The organism is Acinetobacter sp. ACNIH2, assembly GCF_002934965.1.
GTDB classification, from domain to species: domain Bacteria; phylum Pseudomonadota; class Gammaproteobacteria; order Pseudomonadales; family Moraxellaceae; genus Acinetobacter; species Acinetobacter tandoii.
Genome location: NZ_CP026412.1, coordinates 2,195,355 through 2,222,330, shown reverse-complemented (window position 1 = coordinate 2,222,330; position 26,976 = coordinate 2,195,355). Strand labels below are relative to the sequence as shown.

The following is a 26,976-nucleotide window of genomic DNA, read 5'->3' as shown; positions in this document are numbered from 1 at the left end:
CTTTGATTCTCAACTTTAAGTAATAGACAATCTCATCCTCGTAATATTTCTAGGTGAAAGTATATAAAAACTTTGAACTTGTCTTTTATTTATCTTCTGGCAAATAACTTTTTAACCGACTCTGCACTAATTTTTCAGTTAAATTATCTTTGTAACTAAAATAAACAATATCCACACCATTCATTTTACTGAGATGGAGCTTTTCCTTATCTCTTTGTTTTGTTTTTTTGAGACCTTCTTCTCCACCAAACAGCTCAACAGCGACATAATGTTGTACTCCTTGATACTCGATAGCTAAGTTTAGTTCAGGTACATATACATCAAATCTTTGCTTATTTAACCAACTAGGCGATGCTTCTCTTTGAACTTTGAATTGCGGAAATAATAAATTAATGTAATTGAATAACAATGTTTCATTAATCCATTTTTCACCTATTCTGGCCACACCTTTCAAATCTCTGATCAAGTTCTCAGCATCTCTTTCACTAATACCTTCCTGTATTGCTTGCTTAGTAATGTAAGCACCATATCTTGCTTTGAAGGCAGAACCATACATGTTGTGGCAATACATTAAATCTGAATTTGTTTTGGTACAAATGTGACAAATCGACTCTTTAAATGAATTCTTTTCTAACGCATTGGTAAGATGAGCATTCGTTATAGACATACCTACGCTATTTTTAGCAAGAGCATCTTTAAAACATGAGCAAAAGAAACTCTCCCCTGTCATTTTGTTATAGAAAGTTTGCCTCCACTCCCAAACACCCAATTTTGATGGTAATAGCTCTACTGGTGATTTCATTCTGGAATACAGTTTTAATAATAAAGCCTGTGGTATTTCTATAGAATTAAGTCTTATTGATGATTTGTTTTTTGTTTTCAGTTTAGTATTTTTAATTTTGTAGCTCTGGTAAATTCCTCCTCCATAGTGGATATTGCCCAACTTCACAAATGGAGGAATCTTGATGTCAGTAACCTCTAGATCAATGTCCTTATCGCTGCTTATATCGAATTCAACATAAGGTAATATTATCTGCCCTTTGTCTATATACTCTTTCAGAGATAAATGTTCATCATAATACTCAGGATAGAATCTATGCCTTACATCGGTTATCACGACTGAGTCAGGAGTACTAAGAAAGTGTCTCAGAGTTTCATATAAATCTTCGCAAACTGTTGTTTTTTTTCGTTCAAGATTCTTCTGGCATAACGAGAGAAAATCATCTTCTGAAAATTCGTATCGCAACTCCACATCTATTCCTTGATAACAGAACAATATAACTAGGAGCCTATTGAGAACGGTTTAGTAAGTCAAATATTGATTGAGGAAGTACGGTGCCCAATCAATACAACTTATTAAATAACACCTAGAAACGACAAAACAAACATAATTTCCAAATTAATCTGCTTGGTATTGTAATTAATTTTTAGCAGCATCATTTTCTGAATTGACAGTTGTAGCACTCGACTTCACACTCTTAACCATTTCTGCACTAACTTTGATTAACTCTGTACCCGCTGTAAGTTGATCCTTTATTAGATCCCCAATTTTATCAGTTTGAGTATGATCGATTTCTTTACCAAAATATTTTAAAGCAAGTTCTTGACGGAGATTATTTGCTACAGATTTATCCATTCCAGATACATAATCAGGAAAAGCTTCTAATTCCAATTTTGTTTGTTTTGCTTGTTCTTGTTTCAATTGATAAAAACTAGAAAGTCTTAAAAAGTATGTAGTTAGGGTCACACCAACAATAAGTATAGCTAGTTTGTATAAAATGTACTTTAAAGAGTCACTATTAAAAGGATAAATTTTGGAGTCTACTATTTCTGAACATACTGAAAAATAATCGTAACTGATGCTACAAACTGAATTAAGAAAATTCCCACCAATACCTAAAAGAGGATCATAGGCAATAGCTAAAAATAGGGTAATAACAATTGAAGCTAAAAAGTATTTTCTATATTTTTTTTCTAAAATTTCAAAATCCTTATTAATATTATCGTACAAAGTTACTGCTGGTTTATTTTTTACAGTATTCGTATATCGAGCTAACTGTTCTGACATGAAGTCATTCTGACGATTCAAATCAAAAATTGCATACTGATATGCTATAGCTTCATGCATATAAGCTCTAAAATTTGTTATCCAATTTTCTAATTCAATTATTTTAATTGTAATTTCTAAAATAAAATCATCTAGAAATGAAGGACTTTTTATCAAATTACGATTTATAGCAAAAAATGAAGTTGTTTTAGACAATAATGATAGAAAATGTTCATCAACAAATTCCATATTATACGATTCCTTAAATTCGGAATCTTTTAGAGTTTCAATCAAGGTCTGCAATAAAAATTTTGATGAAGTAGTGAATTTTTCCAGTTTATACTTACTTAATTGTCGAACTACAGGCTCAAATTCATCATTGTTTAATTGCGTATAGTAGCCTTTTAATAGCTTTATTAAAATTTCACTTTGAGCCAATATCTGACGATACCCATCTTCAAAATCTTGATTTGTCGAATCCATAAATTAACCTAATGATATTTTAAATTTATTCAATGCGTTAGCGCCATATGACCCTATCAATCTGGTCGAGATCACCAATCACATTCCATCAAAATGACTTGTTCTACCCCTATATAAATAGGTTCTCAACAATAGGCAATAAAAAAGCCACCAAAAGAGGCTTTTTTAATAGCCAAAAAAAATCCACTGTATGGGGTACAGTGGATAAATCATGGAACTACTTTCCTTATAAAACTACTATACATCGTAGTTTCATTAAAATAAATAGAAATCCTAAATCATTCTTCAGATGCCGAATATTTTACTGGTTCTTAGGTTGAGATTGTTCTGTTGAATCACTAGTTCCAAAACTAGTCTTAACCCCCTTAACCATCTCAGCACTGGCTTTGATTAACTCTGTACCAGCAGTAAGCTGATCCTTCATCAAGTCACCAATTTTGTCATTTTGTGTTTGATCAATCGACCTTGCAAAGTATTTAGGAATAAGTTCTATAATCACCTCCTCACTCTTCGCATTACTTAAACTACTCATGAAACTTGGTAAAGCATCCATCTCAAATGACATTCTTCCAAGTTCATCAGACTGTTTTCTAAGGTGAACAGACCGTCTAAGGAAATATGTAGAAAGCGTTAAAACAATAGAAAATATTAATACTTTTAAAAATATATAATTCCAAAATCCAATTTTTAGATCTGGACAAAAGGTAAGTAAACTAACTGTAAATGCGCCAATACCTAATGTCCAAAAGAAACGACGTTCCCAACTATCGGCTTCATTTTTTAATTTTTCTTCATACCCTTCAAAAATTAAATGTATCCTGTCATTTTGAAGTGCTAATTTGGCACGCTCGATATCTTTTACTTGCTTTTCAACCTCTTCAAGCTTTGGTCTTAATTCATTATCTAAAATTATGTTTGTATTATCTAAGGCAATTTTAGAAGAATTCAAATCATTTAAGAGTCGGCGAATTTCAGCTAAATGATTAACCACACTATTTAATACACTATAATTTTTCGGTACATCTTTATAAAGAGATAGGGTTGCTGCTAGTTTAAGAAAGCGTTGATTGATATATTTTGCATAAAGATTATTCTTAAATAATTCTTGATTTTCACTTATAAACTTATAAATTTCAGGTAGCTCAACATCTTTAAATCTATTAAAAACCTCATAATCTAATGAGGAAATAATTTTCATTTTTTCATCTTCTTCCAACTCATTGATATCATTATTTATTGAATCAACGATATTAATAATCTTTTTAATACTGTCGAAAATTATTAAGCTACTTATACCAACCATAGATTTTCCTTGACCCCATGCATAAGTTCACAATGACCATATCAATCAGGTCAAAATAAAGCATCATATTTTATCAAAACGACTCATATTTACCCTATATAAATAGGCCGTAAAAAACCACTCATTAGAGTGGTTTTTTAATCATTTCAAATTAATAACTTTCTATTTTTTTTGCCAAATAAACAATGCCACTTTCACCTCTATACTCCAGATCTCCGTTGGTATCGATCACAAAATATTGGGTTTCGTTAGGATCTTTATAGCGGAAAGTATTCCCATCCTTGACCAACTCATAAGGCTTCATAGTCGCATCAATATAGAATTCTTTTTTAAAGTATTGCTGTCCCTTTTTATAAATTACATCAATATGGTCCGTTAACCCATTTGGTGAAATCCACATCCCTATCACATCGCCATCAACATCAGCTTTTAGACTCAATAACTTATTAAAATCATCAGCATTCAAACCAATAAACTTGATTTCTAAATTTGGATCAAAATGTGTGGTTGCCCATGCAGCTACACTTTTCTCACCCTGAATTCGATACATGATAAATGTACGCTCATAAGTTTCTTTATCAGCATCTTTTATTTGATTGGCGATTAATTCAAGCTGCTGTTTCGTTAAACGCTTAGACAACTCAACTTGTACTTTTCGGGTAATATTTCCGCGTTTATCATCAGAAATAATTTCATAGCTTGGCTTGTCCACAGACTGTTGGGTGTCTGTTGATGGCTTCGACGTATCTGTTGTGTTTTCTGCAATTGCCGCATTTTTGTTTGGATCTGGCGCTGTTAAGGTAATAATAATGCTTAATATGATTGTCCCTACAAAACCAAACAATAAAACCTGTCCCCTTGTAACGGGTTTACTTTTTCTAAAGTTTTGAAATTTCTTAGGACTCACCAAACCGATTAGAGTTAATACCCATAAAACAATCACTGCCAAAAATGACAAAACGAATATAGCTTCCACAATTAACCCCTCTATAAAATTTTAATAAATATAATGTATTAACTTATAAACAATTGATGACACGAAGCATAAGTTCACAATGACCCGATCCATTAGCTCACAATGAGCCAAAGCATTGTATCAAAATGACCCTTTCTTTCCTTATATAAATAAAATAAGCAGTAGAGTTATAAAAGAATCTAAAAATTATCATTCGCCAAAAATTTGAAATTCTTGCTTTACCAACACTCACCCATCCTGAAATCAAATCAAAAGTTAAATTCTCTTGCTTTCAAAAAAAAATATGATTATATTTCGGAAATCACAGCAAAATCTGTGATCAGGCGTGAGAACCTGTTTTATTATCTATCGAGCGAAATCAAAGTCGCTTTATGCGGCATTTTTTTTGTCCAGTGCATTGTCATGCCTTCGTTATGGCAGTCTGGACAGGGCAGTCGAAAGGCTGGCCGTTACTCGATAGAACGGTATTCTCACCCCTGTTTAGGCTGCCACCATTACCGTGAGAAGTAATGGTGGTAAGTATCAAAACTTACTATCGAGAAAATGACTATGAACACTTCTTCAAAAAGTGTGCATCCTGTTCGCACACGTCTACACCCTGAATTTATTGGTCCAGCCCATCCACGTGAAGTACTTCATCACGTTTTAACAAATCAAACCGCCCAACAAAAATATCCAGCTACGCGCTCATTCAAATTATTTGTACACCCTTCGATTATTGCCTTCATATTTTTCGTCTATGCCCTAACAAACATAGGCGGTGCAGTATGAGCATCTTTATTTACACCGAACTAGGCACTGAAAAAATGTGTAGTAGTTGCGGTGAGTTCTACCCTTTCGACGAAGAATTTTTTAATAAGAATGGCATTCGTAATGGTCGCCAACAGTGGACTGCGAAATGCAAAGCCTGCTTTGCCGAACTTTATCGGGGGGCAGTAATATGAAATTACTTTTACAACAAAACGAATATCCCCTCATAGCTTCGCCAGAATTGGCGAAGGTACTGGGGATCACCGCAGCAACCTTTCTGCAAAAGCTCTATTTTTTAATTAATGAAACTTCAAAGCGTAAATCCAAAAAGAATCTAACCACTTACAAAGGTAGTAAGTGGTGGTTTCATACATTTGAAGAATGGCAAGCAACCTTAGGCATGTTTAGCGTATCAACCATCAAACGAGCGGTCGCTAAACTTAAAGAATTGGGTTTAATTCAAGTTGCTAAATTGTCTGAAATCAAGTCCATACGTGTGAACTACTACACCATCGATTATAAGAAATTAAAGACCCTATTTTGTATCGACGTACCGACCCAAAATGCCCCTGCAGCTAAACCCGTACCACCATCGCACCAAGATAAAATTGTCGGGACAGAAACACCACAAAACCCACAAGCAACCCCTGAACAGTTAAAGGAATTGCCCGATAAACAACGGCAGCTCTATAACCAGTTACGCAACTTAAAACTCGATATAACCCCAGATGATCCATTACTCGAAATTTGGGCACACAACGCAAGACTCATTACAGCCTATGCTGCTTCAGCATCCTCGCGTTTAGACATCGCTAAATGGCACTGGCATACCCCTGAACAAATTTTTCCAAGCCATTTATTGGCATAAGGACGAATCATGAGCATAGAAAAAATAATCATCCGAATTAAAAATCCGCACACAAATAAACGTCAGCTTTTTATTAGTTCAAAAAAACTGCATCAAATTTTAGGGTGCGACATTTCGTATAAAACATTCATTGAAACGAATGTAATATGGTCACGTTTACGAGAAAATATCGACTATCACTTTAATCAAGAGTTCGATACTTTTAATTTAAGCATCTGTGCTGTTCAAGCCATTTTAATAATTGAACCGTACCGGGTTTGTCGGAGAGTCAATATTCTGAGAGACTATCCCGATGACAAAATTAAAATATACCCCTGAAATCAGAGAAAGATCGGTTCAATTATTGATTGAATCTGAAAAAGATTATCCTTCTACTTGGGCAGCAATCACAGCAATTGCGCCTAAAATTGGCTGTACTCCTGAAACACTTCGTGCCTGGCATCAAAAGCATTTAGATCAGCAAAATCCCGCCAAAGTACAACAGGTATCTGACCAAGAAAAAATGAAGCAAATGGAACGTGAAATTAAAGAATTAAAACGTGCCAATGAAATTCTACGTAAAGCAGCCGCTTTTTTCGCCCAGGCGGAGCTCGACCGCCCACACAAATAATGGTGGATTTTATCCATAACAATAAAGATCGATATGGTGTTGAAGCGATTTGTAGAATTTTACCGATTGCAGCTTCGACCTATTATCGGGCTTTAGATCTCGCTGACAATCCAGAACATCGAGCGAAACGAGATCTACATGATGAGCATCATGCTGAACAAATTAAACGAATTTGGAAGGAAAGTTCAGGTCGATATGGTGTGCGTAAGGTCTGGCAACAATTGAAACGTGAAGGTTATGTTATCGCACGTTGTACAGTTGCTCGATTGATGCAGAAGCTAGATATACAAGGTGTTTGGCGTGGTAAGAACAAACAAACCACCCGTAGCCGAGATGACCAAAAACGGGCAGATGATTTAGTGAAACGTAATTTTAGAGCTGATCAGCCTAATCACTTGTGGGTTGCTGACTTTACCTATATTCAAACTCATTCAGGCTGGGTCTATACCGCCTTTATTATTGATGTGTTCTCACGAGCAATTGTTGGCTGGAAAGTATCTACACGAATGAATACAGATATGGTGCTCGATGCATTAGAGCAAGCATTGCATGATCGAGGCATGCCAAAGAATGTGATTCATCATTCCGATAGAGGTGTGCAATATCTTTCCATTCGCTATACCAATCGTTTAGAAGCAGCAAATTTACGAGCATCAGTCGGTACGACTGGTGATTCATACGATAATGCTTTGGCTGAAACAGTGAATGGCTTATACAAAACAGAGGTGATTGAATATTTAAAAGCAGATTGGCAAGGTTTAGCGGATGTACAACTTGCGACATTAAACTGGGTAGATTGGTTTAATAAAAAGCGTGTACACAGTGCACTAGGTTATGTGCCACCTTTTGATTTTGAATCAATGTACTATGATAAGATTAACCCGTTAGGTCAGGTGGCCTAACTTAAATAAAAAAGTCTCCGACAAACCCAGTACGGTTCAAATGGAGAACACAGAATTAAGTTGGAGATTATTTAATGAACTTACAGACCTGATTAACAGCGGTTTCCCAGCCATTCTAATTAAATAAAGGGGAAAGTCATGTATCAACTAAATGAAGAGTCTTTTTATCTCTTGCAACAGCTTAAAAATAAGGTGGGATTTATTCGTCGAATTTCTACATCTGGTAGAGGTGTAGAAAATATCGAAGTTATTTCAGTAGAACAAATCGCCACTATATTTGATGAAATGGAGCATCAGCTCGATAACATTTTGACTGGTGTCGAAGGGACTAAACTTCTTCAACCATTAGATGAATCATCTTCATAATTTTAGCTTGTTTATTTTCATCGACTTGATCGAGCAGCCTGAGTATTTCAATATGCTCAGGCTTTACAGTTTTTAAAGATTCATTTTTCTTAATACCAAAAACCACATACATCATATCAAAGCCTATTTCCTCAAGAGCTTGTAATACTCTCAAGTCAAACGGTTCCCCTCTCTTTTCAAACCGAACCCAACTTTGTTCTTTCATGTTTACTTCATCAGCTGCTGCTTTCTGTGTCAGCCCAATACGCTTGCGCTCTGATCTCAAGCGGTCACCACGGTCTAAAGAAATAAAATTACGTTCCATAGTATTTCCTATTGAAAACTATCATATATAGTAGTAAATTGTTTTTTGTGAAAATCAAACATTGCACGATTTTCACAAAATAACCAGTGTAGCCTTTTACAGAGTCAATGCAATGAATGCAAATCCAAACAAGCAAATCGTTTACCGTCTTGATGAAACCGAACATAAAAAGCTTCGTCTGAAAGCTGCTGAAGAAGGTCTAACCCCCAACCAATACGCTAGAAAATTCATGCTAGATCACATTAACCAATCTGATAAAAGCGTACAGAAATCATAAAAGACCGCTTTTCGGCTTCTCACAGATTCGGAAGCCATTCGTGTAATCATTTAGTAAAGAAATGAAACTGTTTGTAAAAACAGTAAAAAATAACAAGTGAGTGTCGTCGGGAGCAACAAATCACTTGGTCGATTCACTAGGGGTAATAATGAGTAAATCTATAGGATTCTACTGTCCGCATTGCGAACGCAGAATGCACGTCACAAGTCGTAAAAGACCGTCACCTTTGCTTCATAACATTATCGTCAGTTGTCAAAATCCCGACTGTTTAGCGAGTTTTGCTGCAGATCTAGAAATTACACGATCTATCCATAACAGCCTTAGCCCTAAACCTGATCTTTCACTGACAAAGCAAAAGTGGGAAATCGAAATAGAAATGCAGTTATTCGCTTTGGAGCTGCAGCCCGAAATTGATCAATTTCAAAAATCTTATGTCGAAGGTGCAATCAATGCCTTGTTCTGGACAAACAAAATTGATTTGGCCACCGCGCAAAACTATCGCAATCGTCTCCTCCAAATGAAATTGATCTAGGTAACTCATGGATATTTTAGAACGTCGCATAGACGAAAGACTGAACCAAATTTTCAAGTTCAAACGTAAGGGAGATTGGTATCGTGAGGGGGTATGTCCTAAATGCTCCCAAAAAGAAGCCTATACACATGCCCTTACACCAAAGGTCGTAAAGTGTGGCCGTATCAACAAGTGCAGCTACGAAGAACACGTCAAAGACATTTGTGAAGATCTATTCAAAGACTGGTCTGAGGATTTCCCTAAAACGGCTACAAATCCAAATGCTTCTGCAGATGCATACTTGCAACATGCGCGAGGGTTTAAAATTGAACCGTTACATGGTCATTACACCCAAGAGCTTTATCGCGATTTTAAAAATCGCAACTTAGTTACTGCAACAGTCCGCTTTCAACTTGCACCAGGTATTTTCTGGGAACGTTTTATCGATCGTCCTGAACGTTTTGGACGCATGAAAGCAAACTTCATTGGTGAGTGGAAAGGGCTTTCATGGTCTATTCATAACTTAGATGATCTTTGCAATGCTGGTAGCATTTGGTTGACTGAAGGCATCTTTAATAGCATTGCCCTTGCTCAATCAGAGCTGATCAGTATCAGCACCATAAATAGCAGTAATTATCCGAATAAAATCCTTCAGCAAATCGCTGCTCGATGCACAGAACTTAAGAAAGATCGCCCTCGCCTCATTTGGGCATTGGATAACGACAAAGCAGGCAAGAAATTCTTGCCTAAACAAATTAACCAAGCCACTGAGGATGGTTGGGTTTCTACCGCAGCATTACCTCCAGTCGGTAAAGACTGGAATGACTTATTCCAGAATGGTCAGCTCACACCAAAAGACCAGGATAAATATATCCACTACGGCAAGCTACAAATTGCTAAAACTGCAGAAGAAGCAGGCTTACTGATTTATAACTTTTATAACAATAGCCTTGCAAAATTCTTCTTCAACCATGCCTATCGTACTTACTGGTGGGAGTTAGATTTCAAAAAATTTAATCTCGTACTAGAAGCCACAGAACAAGCTCAAGGTTCAATTTTGTCTGAAGATGAAAAGCGCGAGCAGGCGCTTAAAAACAGTTCTTCAGTCGTTGAAATCTGCAATGCACAACTCGAACCTCTCTATTTCCAACGTAACGAAATTACCGACGAAAGTTGGTATTACTTTCATATCCAATCACCGTGGGGAGAGGTCAAAGCCACCTTCACACCCGAGCATATTTCCTCACGTAGCAAATTTAAACCCCGTGTTATGGGGGTTTTGTCTGGGGCAATGTGGACTGGAACCGATCAACAGCTTGAAACCTTTATCAAGCGTAAAACTGAGCGACTGAGAGAAGTCAAAACCATTGACTTTATTGGCTATAGCAAAGAACACGATATTTATATTTTCGACCAATTTGCTGTGCATAAAGGTCAAGTTATCCCCAAGAACGAACACGATTATTTCAAAACAAATAAAAAGGAGATCAAGACATTAGCTTCTACACCCGTTATTCATTTAACAACGAAGAAAGAATTTAAGCCGACATGGTGGCGTGATTACTACGACTTAAATGGCGAAGTAGGATTAATTCTCTTAGCTTGGTGGACTGGCTCATATTTTGCCGAGCAGATCCGCGCTCAGCACTCATCCTATCCTTTCTTTGAACTTGTTGGCCAAGCAGGTTCTGGTAAATCAACACTGATTGAAATGCTTTGGAAGTTTAGCGGTCGTGAATCATACGAGGGCTTTGACCCAAACAAATCAACCAGTGTGGCGATTTATCGTAACTTTGCCCAAACCTCCAACATGCCGATCGTCCTCATTGAGGGCGACCGTAACGATCAACAGGCATCACAAAAAGCCAAATTTAGTTGGGACGAATTAAAAGATGCTTTTAACGGTCGTGCAATTCGTTCTAAAGGCCTAAAGACAGCAGGTAATGAAACCTACGAACCACCGTTCCGAGCTGCAGTCATGATCAGCCAGAACACCCCTATTCAAGCATCTGAAGCAATTCTTTCACGTACTCTGCACATTTCTGTCGACACCAAAGGACACAGTTTAGAGAAAAAGAATATTGCGACCCGTTTGTCGCAAATGCCATTAGATGAAGCATGTACTTACATGACTTATTGCTTAAAAAATGAAAGTAAGATTTTAGAGACCTACTTCAACAACTTAAAACAAATTGAAGCAGACTTTCATGCCAAAGGCATAACCCATGTGCGTATTGCCCTATGTCATGCCCAAGTATCAGCGATGATCGATGCATTGGCCGAGCATGTATTCAAAAAAGAAATTAGTGCAACTGAGATCCAAAATTCAAAAACCATGCTTGAAAACATGGCACGCAAACGTGTCGATGAAATTGGTTTAGACCATATCTACGTTCAACAGTTTTGGGATGCTTATGAATACCTCAATGGCATTCGTACCTCACATTTCCATCTTAATCATTACGAACCTACGGAGGCTCACATCGCAATAAACCTTAATGAAATTTACAAAGTCGCTGCGAGAAATTTCCAAGCCCTGCCCGATGTAAATGAAATGAGAAACTTACTGCGCACAAGCAAACGCTACAAATTCGTCGAAGCAAATAAGCCAGTCCGTTCATCTAAGTACCCTGCAGATGAAGTTAAGCAAATCGGAGATAAAACTAATGACAACCCAATCCAATCAGACCGTATTGTTAAATGTTGGATTTTCACCAATCCAAATCAAATTAAACAACCAGGATCTAAAAAGTAATTACTGAAACAAAAACACATGCAAAAGCGGCAACTTCTGCATGTGTCACACAACCACTGGAGAGCAATTATGCAAAACGATTCTAACGTAGAAATGGCATCACCTGAGAGTCAATTCATTAATAATGTGGGTTTAAAGAAAGCAAAAGATATTATTCAGAACATGCCTGAAGGCGCTAGATATTGGGTAAAAACGACTGGTTATCACAATGATATTCCCGATTTTTCACAATACAAATTCCAGCATCTCTATAACTTAGAACTTTTAAAAAAACATATTGAGGAATATGAACAGACCCATGGTGTTAATTTTGGCATTCCTGAATATCTTCTTTGTGAGCCACGTACTTACAAAGTAAATCTGAATTCATGGCATGAATCTACATGTGACCTTGAATTTACAGTTGTCATTAAATGTACCGACGCCGAACTACATGAACACAATAACTTTTGGTCTGGACATCAGCATCGCCTTGACGATAACAAGGGCGATGTTGTGGCAGTCATATTAAAGATGATCGGTCGTAAAGTTTTTTGGTATTGCTATGAAAATGGTTTTTCACGCTTCACTGGCGCTGCATTAGCAAATGAGATTTTCCAACAGGAAGGATGGTTATCAGATTGTTTTGAAATCACCAAATTACATTTTGAAAACTTGGTCGATGACGATGAATTTGAGTTTGAACCTGTAGTGGTGGAGAGTTAGTCCATGATTGAAATTTTTGACGATAAAGTAAAATTTGATGGTGATGACATTTGGTTAAATGGAAATCTTATATATAAATCTGATCGTAAAGATGTTTGGTATGTAATTGAATGTCCTGATCTTGATAAAGAAGATAAAGAATTCCCAAGCCTAGAAGCAGCTATAGCCTACTCTCTGGAGCAAAAGCCATGACTAATTATTTAGTTAAATGCTCCCGTTGCAGAAATAAGCATCTTGAAAGCGAACGGGTTAAAAAGCTATCGAATAAATACGGCTGTTGGGGACATGATTTGGTGTGTCCACGTTGTGAATGTAAAACTTATTATCGCTTAGAAGAAATTCAGCAACAGCAGAAGGATTCTCAAAATGTCTAATTATCATTGTAATTGTGGTGGTTTAATCCTTCCTGATTTTTCTTCTTATAAGGTTGATGATGAAGTCAACTTCATGATCCAAAAACGGAAAAACATCAGTAATAGTTTTATTTCAGTAAGTCAAACCGCCTATTCTGGAAAAATAACTAAAATTGAGGGTGATGACATCACTGTCAAAGCCCAAGTTCGTATTTACAAACTCTCGCGTTTTGAAATTACGCCAAAGGATGCACCAGGACCAATTGATTATTTCCGTATTGGTCAATGTCGTTGCGAATTGAACCAGGAGCAAAAACCATGCGTGGCGTAAACAAAGTTATTTTAGTCGGTTCACTTGGTGCGGATCCTGAAAGCAAGACCTTTCCGAATGGTGGTTCATTGTGTCAATTCTCAATGGCCACATCTGAAAAATGGCAGGACAGACAATCTGGCAATTGGATTGAAAATACAGAATGGCACCGAATTGTAGTCAAAAACCGCTTAGGTGAAATTGCACAGCAATACCTAAAAAAAGGTTCAAAGGTCTACATCGAAGGTAAATTGCGTACCCGTTCATGGCGCGATCAAAATAACCAGGAACGCTACACCACAGAAGTACATGCAGAAACTATGCAAATGCTGGATTCAGCACCACAGGCCAATAGTTATTAAAGGGATGAACAATGGACTTTCAAAACATTATAAAAGCTCGTCAGGCGATTACGGATAAGCATGGTACCAAAAAACCACAATTAACTTTTGGCGGTGAAATGCCTTGTCCAATCTGTGAAAAAGGTACATTAGGCTATCAAATCAGTGCAGTGAATGGGCATATCAATGCAAGCTGTGAGACTGAAGAATGTGTTCATTGGATGGAATAAATATGAATTTCATCGAATGGTTTAAAACCACCAAAGAATATGGCCAACTAAGTTGGACATATTCAGAAGCTCAAATTTTCGAGCATAACGGCACTGAATACAGTTTTATGTGTGTCAGTACTGCATATCAGGCTTTTGAATATTTAAAGAAAGGATAATGACAAATGAAATGGTATCCAATGGTAAAAGTCGCTGCTGAACTTGGTATCTGTGTAAATACCTTTAAAAAGCATTATCTGGCAAAGTACCCACCAGAGCGCGTGTTTGTTAATCGTAAAGAATGGACTGAAGCAACACTAAATCTAATGAAGTCAGACAAAAATATTGGTGCTGCAGCATAACAAAAGGGGCAAATTGCCCCCTTTTTAATATTCATTGCTAACCTTTTAACCAACTATCAACTTCTCTTGCATACCATTCCATCATTTCAACACGTTCAGCCCAATACTCTGCACGGTTATAAATGCCACGGATCTTGTCTTTTGGTACATGGGCTATCTGGTATTCAATAACATCATATCTAAACTTAGCTGAGTCATTTGCGTGAGTCGAAAAAACGGAACGAAAACCGTGTGTCGTCATCCGTCCAGCGTAGCCATTGCGCTTAATGATGGCCAAGATACTTTCGGATCTGGCTGGTAAATCTGGTTTATGTGCATGTCTAAAAATAAAACCTTCACATTTCCGTCGGTCATACAAGGTTTTAAATAACTCAATAGTCTGATCAGTGAGTGGTACCACATGATCCCGACGCATTTTCATTCTTGATGCAGGAATCACCCATTCACGCGTTTCAAAATTAATTTCTTTTGTGTCCCAACGCGCTAAAAGAAGTTCAGAAATACGAACAGCCGTATAACAGGCTAATTTTATTGCAATCATCAAGTCTTCTGAAACTTGCGAACGCTGCACCCTTCCCCAAAATTCAGGCATTTCGGCAGGCTTTAAAGCTGCCAAATTTTCTACTTCCTGTTTCGGTATAACATCAGCTACTAGTAAGCATGGATTTTTTTCTGTGTAATCTGACGCGATCGCAAAATTAAAGACATCATTTAAAAGCCTTAAAGAACGCTTTGCAGTTTCAATCGTACCTTTGGCCACAATACTTTTAACGCTATTAACGACCTGCTTTCGTTCTAATTCATCAACACTGATATTTTCAAAGTCTTCAGTGATATAACCAAGTCTATAAACCACTGTATCAATGTACTTTTGGCTACTCCAACGTGGCTGCATAATTTCAAGCCATTCTTGAATAACTTCCTTTACTGTCGGGGCATTCAGCTTTTTACCTGTAATTTTCTGCTTAAAATCACGGGCAAGTTGTCTAGCTTCCTTACAACCAGTATCTGGATATTCACCTAGCGTTTTTTGATTCTGTTTACCATGATGTCTATATGACAGCACCCATTTCTTTTTCCCTGTTGGAAATACAGAAATGATTAGCCCTTCCCCATCAGCAATTGAATATCTTTTTTCCTGTGGCTTTAAATTTTTTACTTGTACGTCAGAAAGCATGCAGGTGTTATACCCGTATAACAAAGGTATAACATATTAGTTTGATAGACCATGATTTTCAATGATTCGTCATGATTGTTAATGACAGATAATGAGCAAGAAAAAAGCCTTGAAACCGTTAGATTTCAAGGCTTTTTTGAGGTTTCATGATCAATTCTGATTACTCGTGATTGACCATGATTTTGTCATCTGGTGGAGGTGGCGGGAGTTGAACCCGCGTCCGCCAGCACTACGCTCGAGAATACTACATGCTTAGATATCGTCTACTGTTTTAACTCTTTGTGACCCGACGAACAGGGTACAAATCGCGATCCTTTTAATTTAGTACGAAACCCCAAGGCTTGATTTCATACGGACTTGTGTGCGTGCGCTTCAGTCGGACTCTCTAACCACAAGTATTCGGAGAGGCGGACAAGCTGCCCTTAGGCAGCTAGAGCGTATGATTCGTCGTTTGCGACTATTAAAATGCAAATTTTATTTACGAGAGAAAATGCGCTCTCGGCATGCATCTATGAGTTTCATCACCAGCGTCGAAGCCAGAAACACCCCCAAAGTACACCACAATCATAACATAAATATCGAAAATTACGAGGTAATTTCACAGTATTTACAGGAGTGACTGCGTTCTATTACATTATTGCGGTAATCTTTCATATTTCAAGAGTTAAAAAATAAAAACATGAGCTATTTACTTGCACTTGATCAAGGAACAACCTCGAGTAGGGCCATTATTTTTGATGAACAGGGAAAAATCTACGCAACAGCTCAACATGAAACTCAAATTCGTACTCCTCATTCAGGTTGGGTCGAACAAGATGCCCAAGAAATTTGGAGTACCCAAATTGCCGTCGTGCAACAAGCCATTGCCTCTGCAAATCTCTTAGCAAAAGATATTAAAGCCATTGGGGTAACCAACCAACGTGAAACAACGGTTGTGTGGGACAAACGCAATGGTATTCCACTTGCGCCTGCCATTGTTTGGCAAGACCGTCGTGCAACAGAATGGTGTAATCAACTCACTAAATGCAACTTATTAGCTACTATTCACAAAAAAACAGGTTTAAGGATTGATCCGTATTTTAGTGCAGGCAAACTGGTTTGGTTACTTGAAAATGTCCAAGGTTTAAGAACTCTGGCAAATCAAGGACATGTTGCTTTTGGCACGATTGATAGTTGGCTGGTTTGGAATCTGACACGTGGCGCTGAACATGTCATTGAAGCCAGTAATGCCTCGCGTACCATGCTCATGAATTTAGCAAGCCAACAATGGGATGAAGAATTATTAGAATTATTCAACATCCCCGCTTCTGTGCTTCCAACCATCATTTCGTCAGATCGGTACATTGCCAATACCGCCTCAGGATTATTGGGTGCAGAAATTCCAATTGCAGGAATTCTGGGCGATCAACAATCTGCTCTATTCGGACAATCTTGTTTTGAGGCAGGCACCGCGAAGAATACCTATGGTACAGGTTGCTTCATGCTGTTTAATACGGGTAACCAAATTCAATATAGCCAAAATCAATTGCTCACCACACTGGCTTGGCAATGTCACCAACAAAATACCTTTGCACTGGAAGGTAGTGTATTTATGGCAGGTGCGATTGTGCAATGGCTCAGAGATGGACTCGGGATTATTCAGCACAGTTCAGAAGTTGAAAAGCTGGCCTGCCAAGTACAAGATTCTGACGGCGTGGTTTTGGTTCCTGCATTCACAGGCTTAGGTGCACCGCATTGGGACAGTAATGCGCGTGCATTACTCTGTGGCATGTCACGAGGAACCTCAAAGGCACATATTGCCCGAGCTGCATTAGAATCGATTGCCTTTCAGGTTTCAGATGTTCTGAGTGCGATGCAAGCTGATATTAGCCAACCACTGAAAGAGTTAAGGGTTGATGGTGGTGCCAGTCAAAATGACATGTTGATGCAATTCCAAGCCGATATGCTCAATGTCCCTGTGCTACGCCCCAAAATGCTGGAATCTACCGCATGGGGGGCTGCTGCAATGGCAGGATTGAAGATGGGGATTTTTTCTAATGTTTCTGAAGTTGCTGCATCTTGGCAATTAGATCGAATGTTCGAGCCTAAAATGTCGGAAGATCAACTTCAACAACATCTACACCAATGGCGTACGGCTTTAAAACGCGCTAAATCTGAAATTTAGAGATATGAGCACCGCGAATATTCTATCGCGGTGCTCAAGCGAATCCTTAATGGCTTGGTCCTGTGACTTTAGTTTTCGGTTTGGGTGCAAGCCAAATCAATAAACTTGCCACAATAAACACCAAGGTTAAGATAAAGAAAACATGATCGACCGACATGGTCATGGCTTCTTTATCGACCAAGTTGGAAATCACGCCCAAAGCCGTTTCATTAGTCATACCATTTTGCACTAAAGTATTTTGGACTTCACTGGTGTGCAAACTCGATACCATTTCAGTCCGCGCCACTTTGGCATGATCATCCCAAATGGTCACGGCAATGGAAGCCCCTATTGCCCCTGCCATAGTTCTTAAGAAATTCATCAAGCCTGCTGCTGAGGCCATTTCAGAGGTCATCACGGAACCAAGCGCAATATTTGACAAAGGGATGAAAAAAAATGGTACAGCAAAACCCTGCAAGATCTGTGGCATTGCCAAAGTCATAAAGTCAGCATCGGTCACCCAAAAGGCGCGCATCAAGGTTACAATCCCCATCAGTAGCAGGCCAAAACTGGCCAAAGCACGAGGGTCATGCTTGTTTGCCAGTTTTGCCACAATCGGTGACATGGTCAAACTACCAAAGCCCATGGTGGCAGTCAGATAACCCGCCCATGTCGCAGTGTAGCCCAAGTTGACCTGAACCCACTGCGGAATTAAAACAATACTGGCAAAAAAGCCACCAAATGCAAAAGCTAGAGATAACACTGAGATGCTAAAGCCGCGATAACGGAAAATTGCAATATTCACAATCGGGTGCTGCTCAGTCAGTTCCCAAATGATAAATGCAATTAAACCAATGACCGTGATAACCGCAAGGAAGCAAATAAAGGTACTGTTAAACCAGTCATTTTCATGCCCCAAATCCAGCATGAGCTGTAAAGCTCCAATCCAGAGCACCAATAAACCTAAACCTATCGCATCAATTGGTAAGCGAAATTTATCTGTTTCTGCAGGCTTTAATAAACGTATTGCCGCTAAGGCACAAATAATCCCTACTGGAATATTGATAAAGAAAATCCAGTGCCATGACCAATTATCACTAATCGAACCACCTAGAATTGGACCTAAAATTGGACCAACAACCGTGGTCATGGCCCACATGCCCATCGCTTGCGATTGTTTTTCAGGTGGGAAAATACGCATAAGCAAGGTTTGACTGAGCGGCATAATCGGACCACCAAACAAACCCTGTCCTATACGACAAAACACCAACATTTCTAAACTGGTGGATAATCCACACAAAACCGAAAAAGTGGTGAAGCCAATTAGGCTAATCACAAATAATCGTACTGTTCCGAAACGCCCAGCCAACCAGCCAGTCAAAGGCACACAGATTGCTTCTGCAACTGCATAAGAGGTAATTACCCAAGTACCCTGCGAGCTTGAAACGGCCAAACTCCCAGTAATATGCGGAACTGAGACATTGGCGATGGTCATGTCGAGCACCACCATAAAGTTCGCCAATGCCAGTACAAAGGCAGCGAGCATTAAGCGGCTACCTTGTAAATCACCAAAAGGACGATACTGGTTCATGAGCGATTACTTCGAACGTAAATCGATTTTGGCTTCCATTGAAAGTCCAACACGTAGCGGATGTTTCGCCAACTCTTGAGGATCGAGGGTAATTCGAACAGGTAATCGCTGTACCACTTTAATCCAGTTACCCGTCGCATTTTGCGCAGGAATGAGGGCAAAAGCAGCGCCTGTTCCACCAGAGAATCCCTGAACCGTACCGTGAAACTCAACAGCATCCCCATACAGGTCGGAAACTAAAGTGACTTTTTGCCCTGCACGAACTTTTTCTAACTGGCTTTCTTTGAAGTTGGCATCGACATAGAGTTGTGACACTGGTACGACCATCATCATCACAGTGCCAGGGGCAACACGTTGACCCACTTGAATATTTCGGCGTGTCACTACCCCATCAAGCGGTGCTTTAATTTGAGTACGCTCTAAATCTAGAAGCGCTTGTTTTAATTTGGTTTCAGCAATCAATACATCAGGCGTTGAGTTCTCATTACTGTCCTGAATCAAGGCATCGTTCGCTGCCAAAGTACTTTGTGCCGCTTTTTGATTTGATTTTGCTTGGGCCAATGTTGCTTGTGAAACTGCCAAACTTGCTTGTGCATTTTCTACTGCAATTTGCGCTGTGCTTAATTCTTCTTTAGAAATAGCACCTGAAGCACTGAGTTGTTGACGACGCAGTAATTCTTTTTCCGCCTTGCCTAAATCCACTTGTGCCTTTTGCACCTGTGCCTCAGCGCTGTGAATACCATCATCACTGACAAAGACTTGTGAATTCAATGCACTACTATTGGCACGCGTTTGCTTGTATTGACGCTTGGCTTTGGTGAGTTCTGCCTGTGCTGCGGCAACTGCAATTTTGGCATCGCGATCATCAATTTGAACCAGCACATCACCTTGTTTAACCGTTTGTGTATCTTTAACCAAAACTTGTTGTACTTGACCATTCACCATTGAGGTAATTGAAGCCGTTTCTGCACCAACATAGGCATTGTCTGTACTGACAAAATGGTTTAAAAATAATGCCCAAACTGCATAAACCACGGCAATAATCGCCAGTATTGCTCCAAATATCGCAAAGGACTTTTTACGTTTAGCTTGCATATTTGCGGCATTCGATTGTGGTGGAGTAGTTGAAGCTTCTGTCATCATTTCTTCCTTCAGCCAGACAGACTTGGTCACCACAAAATCCACAACTCAAACAGTTTTTTACTTATTTTTAAAAACTGAAGATTCGTGTCGATGAGAAAGTCATTTCTTTAATATAAATTTGGCTAGGAATTTTAAATAAAAAACTCATCATTTGAGAAATGATTTTTTAGACTGATCGGTTTATTAATTGATTCAAGCTGCCCTTATCTTGACAGCTTAAAACTTATTTTGAGAGAAAATTTCAAATAAAATAATTTACTTTTCAACTACTTTAGAACGCATAAGATGCAATCGCAGTCGCAATTGGTTTATCTTCATCATTTACCAAAGTCATACGCATGGTGCAACCTTTACGTCCTAAGCGTAAGGTTTCTGCACGGGCAACAAAGAATTTGCCACGTCCAGGAGCTAAATAATCGACTCGCATGTCCACCGTTGCCAGTCGCGTCACTTTCTTAATAGTGTCAGGCAATTGCTCAGGCTCAGTGCGTTTATACAGCTCGCCCATTGCCACGATTCCACCTACACTGTCTAGAATTGTTGCGGCAACGCCACCATGTAGAATTTGAAAAGCAACATTTCCAATCATGTAGGGCTGCATTTCAATATAGCCTTCAATCTGCTGATCAACCACACGCATCGTCATGCCATTATGGGAGAAAAATGGCGAACTATTAAAGGCATGACATAATTGTTGCAATACCACATCAATATCGACTTTCGAACCCAAGTGGATTCCTCCCGTCCATTTCTTTTCCATATCGCTCATAAATTACTCAAACACCTAAAATTTTGAAAAAACGACCGCATTTTGCCCCTAAAGCTGTGTGATGGGTCTACAATACTGCCTAGTTTAATACTGATCAGTGAGATTGTTATGACTTATACGTTCAATCGTCCAGCATTTCCTGCCACCCGTATGCGTCGTATTCGAAAGAATGACCAATTACGTGCCATGGTTCGGGAAACTCAACTCACGACTGATCACTTGATTTATCCTGTATTTGTACTGCCAGGTCAAAACCAAACCCAAGATATTCCAAGTATGCCGAAGATTCAGCGCCTTTCTGCTGATCTATTATTAAAAAAAGCGGAAACGTTATTAGAACTGGGTGTGTCTAAATTGGCACTGTTCCCTGTTACGCCACAAGAAGATAAAAGTTTAACGGCTGAAGCTGCATGGCGCGACGATGGCTTAGTGCAAAATACCGTTCGCTTACTCAAAAAAGAACTGCCTGAAATGGTGCTCATTACCGATGGTGCCCTCGACCCCTACACTACGCATGGTCAAGATGGCATTATTGATGACACAGGTTATGTTCTGAATGACGAAACCGTCGAATGCCTCATTAAACAAGCTTTGAGTCATGCAGAAGCAGGTGCAGATGTCGTAGCACCGAGTGACATGATGGATGGTCGTATTGGTGCTATTCGCCATGCATTAGAGGCCAATGGACATATCTATACCAATATCATGGCATATTCGGCGAAATATGCATCGAGCTTCTATGGTCCATTCCGTGATGCGGTTGGGTCTGCCAGCAACCTAAAAGGTGGCAATAAATACAATTACCAAATGGATGTCGGCAACCGCGCCGAAGCCTTACATGAAATTGCACTGGATATTCAGGAAGGTGCAGACATGGTGATTGTTAAACCAGGAATGCCGTACTTAGACATCGTGCGTGAAGTCAAAGATACCTTTGGTATTCCAACTTTTGTTTATCAAGTCAGTGGTGAATACGCGATGTTAGCGGGTGCTATTCAAAATGGCTGGTTATCCGATCAAGTCATTATTGAATCCTTGATGAGCTGTCGTCGTGCGGGTGCAGATGGGATTTGGACCTACTTCGCGGAAGAAGCAGCGCTTAAACTTAAAGCCATGAACTAATTGATCTCAAATTTTTATGAATATCGTCATTATTGGTGCTGGCATTAGTGGTCTATTATCAGCTTTAGAATTGGCCGAACAAGGTTGTCAGGTCAGTATTTATAACCAAACCTATGCAGGGCAAGCCTCATGGGCGGGTGGCGGTATTCTTTCTCCAATGTACCCTTGGCGCTATCCACGTGCAGTCAATCTCTTGGCGCAACATGGTAAAGCTCTGTACCAAACATGGAATGAAAAATTACAGCCCGTAACAGGCATAGATTTCGAAATTCATGAAACAGGCATGTTAATTTTGGACGAAACCGATTTTGAAGTCGGTTTAAATTATAAAACTCAATTCCAAGACCCCATGCAGCACTGCGAATACTTGCAGCGGGAACAACTAGATCAGGTCAATCCGCATCTTTCCGAGCAGTTTCAACATGCGATTTACTTTCCAGAAATCGCCAACGTACGCAATCCTCGACTATTACAATCTCTACGTCATTATTTAGAACAGCATCCGAAGGTTCAATTTTTCGATCAAATGCCTATTCAGAAATTTCATATTCAGCAGGACAAAGTTGAATATATAGAAACTGAAACAGGACAAAAAGTCTATGCTGATCAATTCGTACTAACAACAGGTGCTTGGTCTGGTTTATGGTCAGAGCAACTTGGCTTGGAACTACCCGTTCGCCCAGTACAAGGGCAAATGGCACTCATTAAAACCCCGGCCCACTGGTTACCAACCATGTGTATGAATCGAGTCATGTATCTCATTCCACGGATGGATGGTCATATTGTCTGTGGTTCAAGCATGCAAGAGTGTGGGTTTAATGCTGAAACTTCGGATCAGATTCAACAGAATATTTTAGAAGCTGCTTATGAAATGGTGCCTGAGTTAGCCCAATTCCCTGTAGTGCAAAATTGGGCTGGCTTACGTCCAAGTTCGCCCGAAGGTATTCCCTACATTGGTCAACTACCTCATCTGCATAATGTCTGGGTCAATCTGGGACATTTTAGAAACGGTTTATGTATGGGACCTGCATCGGCACAACTGCTACGTCAGCTTATCTTCAAGCAACCTACATCTGTAGATTCGACTATTTACAGTCCAGAACAATTGCTGAAACCAGAAGTGATGACCAGTTAAAACACTGCTCCACATTAAAGCAAATCATTTAATGCTTCTTTTAAAGTCGGAAACTTGAACTCAAACCCTGCTTGCTGAAGGGCTTTAGATTGCACGAATTGACCATTTAAAATCAATTGTGATTGCTCCCCCAATAGGCTTTTAAAAACCCAAGCTGGCATACTTAACAACGGATGTCGTTTTAAACTGAGTGCGGCAATATTCACAAATTGACTCTGTGTCACTTTCTCTGGTGCGACCACATTAAAGACTTTCTGTTCAGTCTCATGGGTCAGAATAAACTCCATCGCACGCAGTACATCCTGAATGTGTACCCAGACCACAGGCTGCCGCCCATGCCCTATACGTCCGACCAAATTCCATTTAATTGGAAACAACATCTGCGGCAATATGCCACCACCACGCCCAAAAACCACACCAAGCCGCATAATTTTAGTGTGCTGCATCGTATCCGCACGAGCTGCCTGCTCCCACTGTTGGCAAAGCTGAGACATAAAAATGTCTTGAGCAGGTGATTCTTCTGTACAAACTTGTTGCCATTGCTCCGAAGCATCAATACCGTAGTATCCCACCGCAGAACCCGACAAAATACATTTCGGAAAAATTTGTCTGCGTTGTAAAAATTGGTAGAGGACTTGAGTTGTTTTGACCCGACTTTGAATCAGTTTCTGTTTGCGCTGTGCAGTCCATCGCCCTTGCGCAATACTTTCACCCGCCAGATTAATCACATAATCAATGGAGTGCAATTGTAGTTCGTCAAATTGCTGAATCCAGCTTAAATCAGGATGGGTTCGGGGTTGTGGTTTCCGAGAGACACCAATCACCTGATAATCTCGCTCCAGTAAATAAGGCAACAAATGGGAACCAATAAACCCTGAAGCTCCCGTAATCAACACCACAGGTTTGTACATAAAACAATCTCTTGGCTAGATGTTTTATCTATAAATGAGATAGACAATAAATACAAGTTTATATGTATTAACCCAACATTTTGTTTGCCATACGTTGTGCTTGGGCACCATAAAACCAATAGGTGAGCAAATATAGTGGAATGGCAATTAACAAAAACATAATCAACACCACCGCCATAAATTGCGGTTGTTGCAAATACAGCAAAAGATCTTGCCAAATGCTTGGATTACTGCGTGAGAAGAAATAAATCCCACCGAGTAAGCCCAATAAATTATAGCCCCAGAAAATCAGGCTAAACCCCAAAGTAAAACGCTTTCGTTCTGTCTGCGTTGGGGCGCGCTTTTGTTCTTTCAGGAATTTGAATAATACCCAAATCATTGCAACTAAGTACGGTACCGCCGTCAGTACCCCTCCCATCCCTCTTGGCATCAATGCTGCCAAAACACCACAAATACATGTGAACAGAAAACACAGTACAAAAAACCAAATAAAATAACGGTGCAGTGGTATCATGAATACAGCTCAACAGGGGCAAAAAGCCATTATAAAAAAAATTTCAATCTTTTTTCATTTTCTTGTCAACCAATTCAAACTTGTTCACGTTATTAAGAGTACAAGGTTCGAAACCGTCAATTTGTACTGGCATCCACAATATTTTCGGCGACCTTCTACCTAAAGCAATAAGCTTGGCGTGAATGTCAAACTTTTAAAACAGCAGCTTAAAAGTTTGGTATATCCACCATTTTTTGACCGACGATTTCATCATCACTCGAATCGTCGGTCTTTATTTTTTAGAACAATAAAAATAGGAACTCAGATCATGCAGCCATTGGTCTACTTTGAAATTCAATCGTCAAACCCTGAACGTGATCTTCAATTTTACCAAGCAATCTTTGGTTGGACATTTACCAAGGTTGAAGGTCTTCCCATCGAATATTATCAAATTGATACAGCGAATATACATGGCGGTTTATTAAAGCGCCCTGTGGAAATTCCTCCGACACATTGTGGCACCAATGCCTTTACCTGTTCCATTCAAGTCGAAGATTTTGATGCAACCGCGGCAAAAATTTTAGCGCTAGGAGGACAAGAAGCCATGCCCAAATTCGCTATTGCAAATAAATGTTGGCAAGGCTATTTCATCGACCCAGATCACAACACTTTTGGCTTGGTAAAACTCGACCCAAATGCAGCGTAAGGAATATTTACGCAACTAAAATTGTCATCATCTACAGCATATCTGGGCATGTAAAATATGCTAAGTTATACACGGCATTTTCACGCTTTGAGATCATATGGCTGTTCGCTTTTTTCATACTTCTGACTGGCACTTGGGACAATTTTTTTATAACCACTCTCGTCAGTATGAACATGAACAGTTTTTAACGTGGCTGATTGATCAAATTAAATTAAAACAGCCACATGCCCTACTCATTGCAGGGGATATTTTCGATGTGATTAACCCCGCATCCAGTGCGCAAAAGCAACTTTATCAATTCTTGGCAGATGCACATGCAGTCGCTCCGCACATGCAAACGCTCATGATTGCAGGGAACCATGACTCAGGTTATCGCATTGAACAAGTCGAGCCATTGCTGTCTAAATACAATGCCAAAGCCATCGGAGTTATTCAGAAAAATGCCGAAGGTCAATTGGATTTAAATCGCTTACTCATTCCTATTTATAATGAACAACAGCACATTGTAGCTTGGTGCCTAAGCCTACCATTTTTACGTCCTGCTGAAATTACAGGAATCAACGAACAAACCAACGATAGTAAAGCGGCTATCGCCCATTTACATCAACAGCTCATTGCGGCAGCTAAACAGCGTAAAACGAAAGATCAAGCCCTGATTCTGATGTCACATGCGCATATGCAAGGCGCAGAAACGTCCGACTCGGAACGCCCGATTATTATTGGCAATGAAGAAGCGCTTTCGACAGCACTGTTTGATGAAGTGATTGACTATGTGGCTTTAGGGCATTTGCATAAACCACAAAAAGTTGGGCAAGAACATATCCGATATAGTGGTTCGCCTATTCCACTGTCCTTTAGTGAGGAGAATTACAAACATCAAGTTTTAGAGATTTGTATTGATCCAAACCTAGAAGCCTCAGATCGTCTGCAAATGCAGGTGTTAGCCATTCCTCGCAGTGTTGCCCTGCATCGTATTCGTGGTGAAATGCATGAAGTCTTACAAAAACTGCAAGACTTAGCTACGGGCGAAATCGAAAGTATTGATCAACGCGAATATGTCGATATTGAATACTATAGCCTGACCCCTCCCCCCCCTAATTTACGCCAGCAATTTGAACAGGCCTTGCCTGAAAATCGCTATCGGTTGGTTCGCATCTCACGCCAATATTTAGCTTCGGAACAAGATACCTCGAATGCACATACCCTACAGCTTGAACCACCAACACCCGTGCAACTGTTCCAAAATGTATGGGAAAAACAAGGCTATGCCGCTGATGATGAGGTCCTGAAAGACTTTATGAGTCTAGTGAATGAAGCACAAAAATCTTTAGAAGAAGAACCCAACAGTTAAAGG

At 39.4% G+C, this 26,976-nt stretch carries 30 protein-coding genes, 1 other RNA gene, 1 pseudogene and 1 other annotated feature; of the genes and pseudogenes, 20 read left to right on the top strand and 12 right to left on the bottom strand.

All coding sequences use genetic code 11. The annotated features are described in order from the left end of the window. Positions 1-85: 85 nt before the first annotated feature. The 4 genes from C3F34_RS10455 to C3F34_RS10440 all read right to left on the bottom strand — a co-directional run bounded on the left by C3F34_RS10455 (position 86) and on the right by C3F34_RS10440 (position 4,782). Positions 86-1,252 carry a hypothetical protein gene (locus tag C3F34_RS10455; RefSeq protein WP_104441524.1) on the bottom strand — a complete coding sequence of 389 codons (1,167 nt, stop codon included), beginning with the start codon at positions 1,250-1,252 and terminating at the stop codon, positions 86-88. A 168-nt stretch (positions 1,253-1,420) separates the two neighbouring features. Then, positions 1,421-2,530 (bottom strand): hypothetical protein, encoded by a 1,110-nt coding sequence (locus C3F34_RS20575; protein WP_228155288.1) that lies wholly within the window; start codon positions 2,528-2,530, stop codon positions 1,421-1,423. Positions 2,531-2,831: 301 nt separating this feature from the next. Further along, positions 2,832-3,833, bottom strand: coding sequence for an NfeD family protein (locus tag C3F34_RS10445; RefSeq protein WP_104441523.1), 1,002 nt, complete (start codon positions 3,831-3,833; stop codon positions 2,832-2,834). A gap of 151 nt (positions 3,834-3,984) precedes the next feature. Next, on the bottom strand, positions 3,985-4,782 hold the full coding sequence (locus C3F34_RS10440) for a hypothetical protein (protein WP_158654349.1): 798 nt from the start codon (positions 4,780-4,782) through the stop codon (positions 3,985-3,987). Positions 4,783-5,358: 576 nt separating this feature from the next. Between C3F34_RS10440 and C3F34_RS10435 the strand changes: the two genes are divergently transcribed. The 4 genes from C3F34_RS10435 to C3F34_RS10415 all read left to right on the top strand — a co-directional run bounded on the left by C3F34_RS10435 (position 5,359) and on the right by C3F34_RS10415 (position 8,305). Then, positions 5,359-5,580: a hypothetical protein gene (locus tag C3F34_RS10435; RefSeq protein ID WP_016167169.1), complete on the top strand. Its 222-nt coding sequence runs from the start codon at positions 5,359-5,361 to the stop codon at positions 5,578-5,580. 169 nt (positions 5,581-5,749) lie between these two features. Next, the gene (locus C3F34_RS10430) at positions 5,750-6,427 is read left to right on the top strand and encodes a hypothetical protein (protein WP_104441521.1); all 678 of its coding nucleotides are present in this window, start codon (positions 5,750-5,752) and stop codon (positions 6,425-6,427) included. A gap of 292 nt (positions 6,428-6,719) precedes the next feature. Then, a protein-coding gene (locus C3F34_RS10420) for an IS3 family transposase (RefSeq protein ID WP_104441367.1) occupies positions 6,720-7,939 on the top strand; the annotation gives its coding sequence in 2 pieces (ribosomal slippage) (positions 6,720-6,996 and positions 6,996-7,939; 1,221 coding nt in all). After that, positions 6,995-7,111: a sequence feature (AL1L pseudoknot), on the top strand. (Overlaps the previous gene by 117 nt.) A gap of 138 nt (positions 7,940-8,077) precedes the next feature. Next, complete coding sequence (locus tag C3F34_RS10415; protein WP_104441519.1) at positions 8,078-8,305, top strand: hypothetical protein; 228 nt, start codon at positions 8,078-8,080, stop codon at positions 8,303-8,305. On the opposite strand, the gene C3F34_RS10410 is transcribed toward C3F34_RS10415, so the two are convergent. Beyond that, complete coding sequence (locus C3F34_RS10410) at positions 8,268-8,609, bottom strand: helix-turn-helix domain-containing protein (protein ID WP_016167174.1); 342 nt, start codon at positions 8,607-8,609, stop codon at positions 8,268-8,270. The genes C3F34_RS10415 and C3F34_RS10410 overlap by 38 nt on opposite strands. A 112-nt stretch (positions 8,610-8,721) precedes the next feature. Between C3F34_RS10410 and C3F34_RS20285 the strand changes: the two genes are divergently transcribed. The 11 genes and pseudogenes from C3F34_RS20285 to C3F34_RS20415 all read left to right on the top strand — a co-directional run bounded on the left by C3F34_RS20285 (position 8,722) and on the right by C3F34_RS20415 (position 14,432). Next, positions 8,722-8,886, top strand: a complete 165-nt coding sequence (locus C3F34_RS20285) for a plasmid mobilization protein (protein WP_158654348.1) — start codon at positions 8,722-8,724, stop codon at positions 8,884-8,886. Positions 8,887-9,034: 148 nt separating this feature from the next. Further along, positions 9,035-9,418, top strand: coding sequence for an ogr/Delta-like zinc finger family protein (locus tag C3F34_RS10405; protein WP_016167176.1), 384 nt, complete (start codon positions 9,035-9,037; stop codon positions 9,416-9,418). 7 nt (positions 9,419-9,425) lie between these two features. Next, positions 9,426-12,152 (top strand): toprim domain-containing protein, encoded by a 2,727-nt coding sequence (locus tag C3F34_RS10400; RefSeq protein ID WP_104441518.1) that lies wholly within the window; start codon positions 9,426-9,428, stop codon positions 12,150-12,152. Positions 12,153-12,221: 69 nt separating this feature from the next. Then, on the top strand, positions 12,222-12,857 hold the full coding sequence (locus tag C3F34_RS10395) for a DUF2528 family protein (RefSeq protein WP_322873837.1): 636 nt from the start codon (positions 12,222-12,224) through the stop codon (positions 12,855-12,857). 3 nt (positions 12,858-12,860) lie between these two features. Beyond that, entirely contained in the window at positions 12,861-13,049 is a 189-nt protein-coding gene (locus C3F34_RS10390; RefSeq protein WP_104441517.1) for a hypothetical protein, read from the top strand. Further along, on the top strand, positions 13,046-13,231 hold the full coding sequence (locus C3F34_RS10385) for a hypothetical protein (RefSeq protein WP_104441516.1): 186 nt from the start codon (positions 13,046-13,048) through the stop codon (positions 13,229-13,231). The genes C3F34_RS10390 and C3F34_RS10385 overlap by 4 nt, the downstream gene beginning before the upstream one ends. Next, positions 13,224-13,541 (top strand): hypothetical protein, encoded by a 318-nt coding sequence (locus C3F34_RS10380; RefSeq protein WP_104441515.1) that lies wholly within the window; start codon positions 13,224-13,226, stop codon positions 13,539-13,541. Before C3F34_RS10385 ends, C3F34_RS10380 begins: the two co-directional genes overlap by 8 nt. After that, positions 13,529-13,867: pseudogene (ssb, locus tag C3F34_RS10375) on the top strand (single-stranded DNA-binding protein); the annotation flags it as partial. The gene C3F34_RS10380 and the pseudogene ssb, both read left to right, overlap by 13 nt. Positions 13,868-13,893: 26 nt before the next feature. Then, positions 13,894-14,091 (top strand): hypothetical protein, encoded by a 198-nt coding sequence (locus C3F34_RS10370; RefSeq protein ID WP_104441513.1) that lies wholly within the window; start codon positions 13,894-13,896, stop codon positions 14,089-14,091. Positions 14,092-14,093: 2 nt separating this feature from the next. Next, positions 14,094-14,249, top strand: a complete 156-nt coding sequence (locus tag C3F34_RS20280) for a hypothetical protein (RefSeq protein ID WP_016167182.1) — start codon at positions 14,094-14,096, stop codon at positions 14,247-14,249. A gap of 6 nt (positions 14,250-14,255) precedes the next feature. Further along, positions 14,256-14,432: a hypothetical protein gene (locus tag C3F34_RS20415; protein ID WP_171284965.1), complete on the top strand. Its 177-nt coding sequence runs from the start codon at positions 14,256-14,258 to the stop codon at positions 14,430-14,432. Between the two features lie 37 nt (positions 14,433-14,469). Here C3F34_RS20415 and C3F34_RS10365 read toward each other — a convergent pair whose 3' ends face one another. Together C3F34_RS10365 and ssrA are read right to left on the bottom strand one after the other, a co-directional pair. Continuing rightward, positions 14,470-15,609, bottom strand: a complete 1,140-nt coding sequence (locus C3F34_RS10365; protein ID WP_104441512.1) for a tyrosine-type recombinase/integrase — start codon at positions 15,607-15,609, stop codon at positions 14,470-14,472. A 190-nt stretch (positions 15,610-15,799) separates the two neighbouring features. Then, positions 15,800-16,159, bottom strand: a transfer-messenger RNA (tmRNA) gene (gene ssrA, locus C3F34_RS10360). Between the two features lie 129 nt (positions 16,160-16,288). Between ssrA and glpK the strand changes: the two genes are divergently transcribed. Continuing rightward, positions 16,289-17,773 (top strand): glycerol kinase GlpK, encoded by a 1,485-nt coding sequence (gene glpK, locus C3F34_RS10355; protein ID WP_104441511.1) that lies wholly within the window; start codon positions 16,289-16,291, stop codon positions 17,771-17,773. Between the two features lie 46 nt (positions 17,774-17,819). Here the strand turns inward: glpK and C3F34_RS10350 are convergent, their stop codons facing one another. From C3F34_RS10350 to C3F34_RS10340, 3 genes are all read right to left on the bottom strand, one after another. Continuing rightward, the gene (locus tag C3F34_RS10350; protein WP_044738218.1) at positions 17,820-19,343 is read right to left on the bottom strand and encodes a DHA2 family efflux MFS transporter permease subunit; all 1,524 of its coding nucleotides are present in this window, start codon (positions 19,341-19,343) and stop codon (positions 17,820-17,822) included. Positions 19,344-19,349: 6 nt separating this feature from the next. Continuing rightward, positions 19,350-20,483: an HlyD family efflux transporter periplasmic adaptor subunit gene (locus C3F34_RS10345; protein ID WP_044738219.1), complete on the bottom strand. Its 1,134-nt coding sequence runs from the start codon at positions 20,481-20,483 to the stop codon at positions 19,350-19,352. A gap of 274 nt (positions 20,484-20,757) precedes the next feature. Further along, positions 20,758-21,255, bottom strand: coding sequence for a thioesterase family protein (locus C3F34_RS10340; RefSeq protein WP_016167246.1), 498 nt, complete (start codon positions 21,253-21,255; stop codon positions 20,758-20,760). 108 nt (positions 21,256-21,363) lie between these two features. Between C3F34_RS10340 and hemB the strand changes: the two genes are divergently transcribed. After that, positions 21,364-22,377, top strand: a complete 1,014-nt coding sequence (gene hemB / locus C3F34_RS10335; RefSeq protein ID WP_044738220.1) for a porphobilinogen synthase — start codon at positions 21,364-21,366, stop codon at positions 22,375-22,377. Between the two features lie 16 nt (positions 22,378-22,393). Beyond that, on the top strand, positions 22,394-23,512 hold the full coding sequence (gene thiO, locus C3F34_RS10330) for a glycine oxidase ThiO (protein WP_104441510.1): 1,119 nt from the start codon (positions 22,394-22,396) through the stop codon (positions 23,510-23,512). A 14-nt stretch (positions 23,513-23,526) separates the two neighbouring features. Here the strand turns inward: thiO and C3F34_RS10325 are convergent, their stop codons facing one another. Both C3F34_RS10325 and C3F34_RS10320 read right to left on the bottom strand, forming a co-directional pair. Beyond that, positions 23,527-24,423 carry a TIGR01777 family oxidoreductase gene (locus tag C3F34_RS10325; RefSeq protein WP_104441509.1) on the bottom strand — a complete coding sequence of 299 codons (897 nt, stop codon included), beginning with the start codon at positions 24,421-24,423 and terminating at the stop codon, positions 23,527-23,529. Between the two features lie 67 nt (positions 24,424-24,490). After that, positions 24,491-24,937: an ABZJ_00895 family protein gene (locus C3F34_RS10320; protein WP_104441508.1), complete on the bottom strand. Its 447-nt coding sequence runs from the start codon at positions 24,935-24,937 to the stop codon at positions 24,491-24,493. 307 nt (positions 24,938-25,244) lie between these two features. On the opposite strand from C3F34_RS10320, the gene C3F34_RS10315 reads away from it, so the two are divergent. Both C3F34_RS10315 and C3F34_RS10310 read left to right on the top strand, forming a co-directional pair. Then, positions 25,245-25,622 (top strand): VOC family protein, encoded by a 378-nt coding sequence (locus tag C3F34_RS10315; RefSeq protein WP_104441507.1) that lies wholly within the window; start codon positions 25,245-25,247, stop codon positions 25,620-25,622. 97 nt (positions 25,623-25,719) lie between these two features. Further along, positions 25,720-26,973 carry an exonuclease SbcCD subunit D gene (locus tag C3F34_RS10310; RefSeq protein ID WP_104441506.1) on the top strand — a complete coding sequence of 418 codons (1,254 nt, stop codon included), beginning with the start codon at positions 25,720-25,722 and terminating at the stop codon, positions 26,971-26,973. Positions 26,974-26,976: the final 3 nt, after the last annotated feature.

Coding starts and splice junctions, on each gene's coding strand:
- C3F34_RS10345 (WP_044738219.1), bottom strand. CDS start 20,483: ATGACAGAAGCTTCAACTACTCCACCACAATCGAATGCCGCAAATATG.
- C3F34_RS10380 (WP_104441515.1), top strand. CDS start 13,224: ATGTCTAATTATCATTGTAATTGTGGTGGTTTAATCCTTCCTGATTTT.
- hemB (WP_044738220.1), top strand. CDS start 21,364: ATGACTTATACGTTCAATCGTCCAGCATTTCCTGCCACCCGTATGCGT.
- C3F34_RS10340 (WP_016167246.1), bottom strand. CDS start 21,255: ATGAGCGATATGGAAAAGAAATGGACGGGAGGAATCCACTTGGGTTCG.
- C3F34_RS20415 (WP_171284965.1), top strand. CDS start 14,256: ATGAAATGGTATCCAATGGTAAAAGTCGCTGCTGAACTTGGTATCTGT.
- C3F34_RS10370 (WP_104441513.1), top strand. CDS start 13,894: ATGGACTTTCAAAACATTATAAAAGCTCGTCAGGCGATTACGGATAAG.
- C3F34_RS10315 (WP_104441507.1), top strand. CDS start 25,245: ATGCAGCCATTGGTCTACTTTGAAATTCAATCGTCAAACCCTGAACGT.
- C3F34_RS10435 (WP_016167169.1), top strand. CDS start 5,359: ATGAACACTTCTTCAAAAAGTGTGCATCCTGTTCGCACACGTCTACAC.
- C3F34_RS20280 (WP_016167182.1), top strand. CDS start 14,094: ATGAATTTCATCGAATGGTTTAAAACCACCAAAGAATATGGCCAACTA.
- C3F34_RS20575 (WP_228155288.1), bottom strand. CDS start 2,530: ATGGATTCGACAAATCAAGATTTTGAAGATGGGTATCGTCAGATATTG.
- C3F34_RS10325 (WP_104441509.1), bottom strand. CDS start 24,423: ATGTACAAACCTGTGGTGTTGATTACGGGAGCTTCAGGGTTTATTGGT.
- thiO (WP_104441510.1), top strand. CDS start 22,394: ATGAATATCGTCATTATTGGTGCTGGCATTAGTGGTCTATTATCAGCT.
- C3F34_RS10390 (WP_104441517.1), top strand. CDS start 12,861: ATGATTGAAATTTTTGACGATAAAGTAAAATTTGATGGTGATGACATT.
- C3F34_RS10350 (WP_044738218.1), bottom strand. CDS start 19,343: ATGAACCAGTATCGTCCTTTTGGTGATTTACAAGGTAGCCGCTTAATG.
- C3F34_RS10405 (WP_016167176.1), top strand. CDS start 9,035: ATGAGTAAATCTATAGGATTCTACTGTCCGCATTGCGAACGCAGAATG.
- C3F34_RS10445 (WP_104441523.1), bottom strand. CDS start 3,833: ATGGTTGGTATAAGTAGCTTAATAATTTTCGACAGTATTAAAAAGATT.
- C3F34_RS10320 (WP_104441508.1), bottom strand. CDS start 24,937: ATGATACCACTGCACCGTTATTTTATTTGGTTTTTTGTACTGTGTTTT.
- C3F34_RS10365 (WP_104441512.1), bottom strand. CDS start 15,609: ATGCTTTCTGACGTACAAGTAAAAAATTTAAAGCCACAGGAAAAAAGA.
- C3F34_RS10410 (WP_016167174.1), bottom strand. CDS start 8,609: ATGGAACGTAATTTTATTTCTTTAGACCGTGGTGACCGCTTGAGATCA.
- C3F34_RS10385 (WP_104441516.1), top strand. CDS start 13,046: ATGACTAATTATTTAGTTAAATGCTCCCGTTGCAGAAATAAGCATCTT.
- C3F34_RS10395 (WP_322873837.1), top strand. CDS start 12,222: ATGCAAAACGATTCTAACGTAGAAATGGCATCACCTGAGAGTCAATTC.
- C3F34_RS10415 (WP_104441519.1), top strand. CDS start 8,078: ATGTATCAACTAAATGAAGAGTCTTTTTATCTCTTGCAACAGCTTAAA.
- C3F34_RS10400 (WP_104441518.1), top strand. CDS start 9,426: ATGGATATTTTAGAACGTCGCATAGACGAAAGACTGAACCAAATTTTC.
- C3F34_RS10310 (WP_104441506.1), top strand. CDS start 25,720: ATGGCTGTTCGCTTTTTTCATACTTCTGACTGGCACTTGGGACAATTT.
- glpK (WP_104441511.1), top strand. CDS start 16,289: ATGAGCTATTTACTTGCACTTGATCAAGGAACAACCTCGAGTAGGGCC.
- C3F34_RS20285 (WP_158654348.1), top strand. CDS start 8,722: ATGAATGCAAATCCAAACAAGCAAATCGTTTACCGTCTTGATGAAACC.
- C3F34_RS10430 (WP_104441521.1), top strand. CDS start 5,750: ATGAAATTACTTTTACAACAAAACGAATATCCCCTCATAGCTTCGCCA.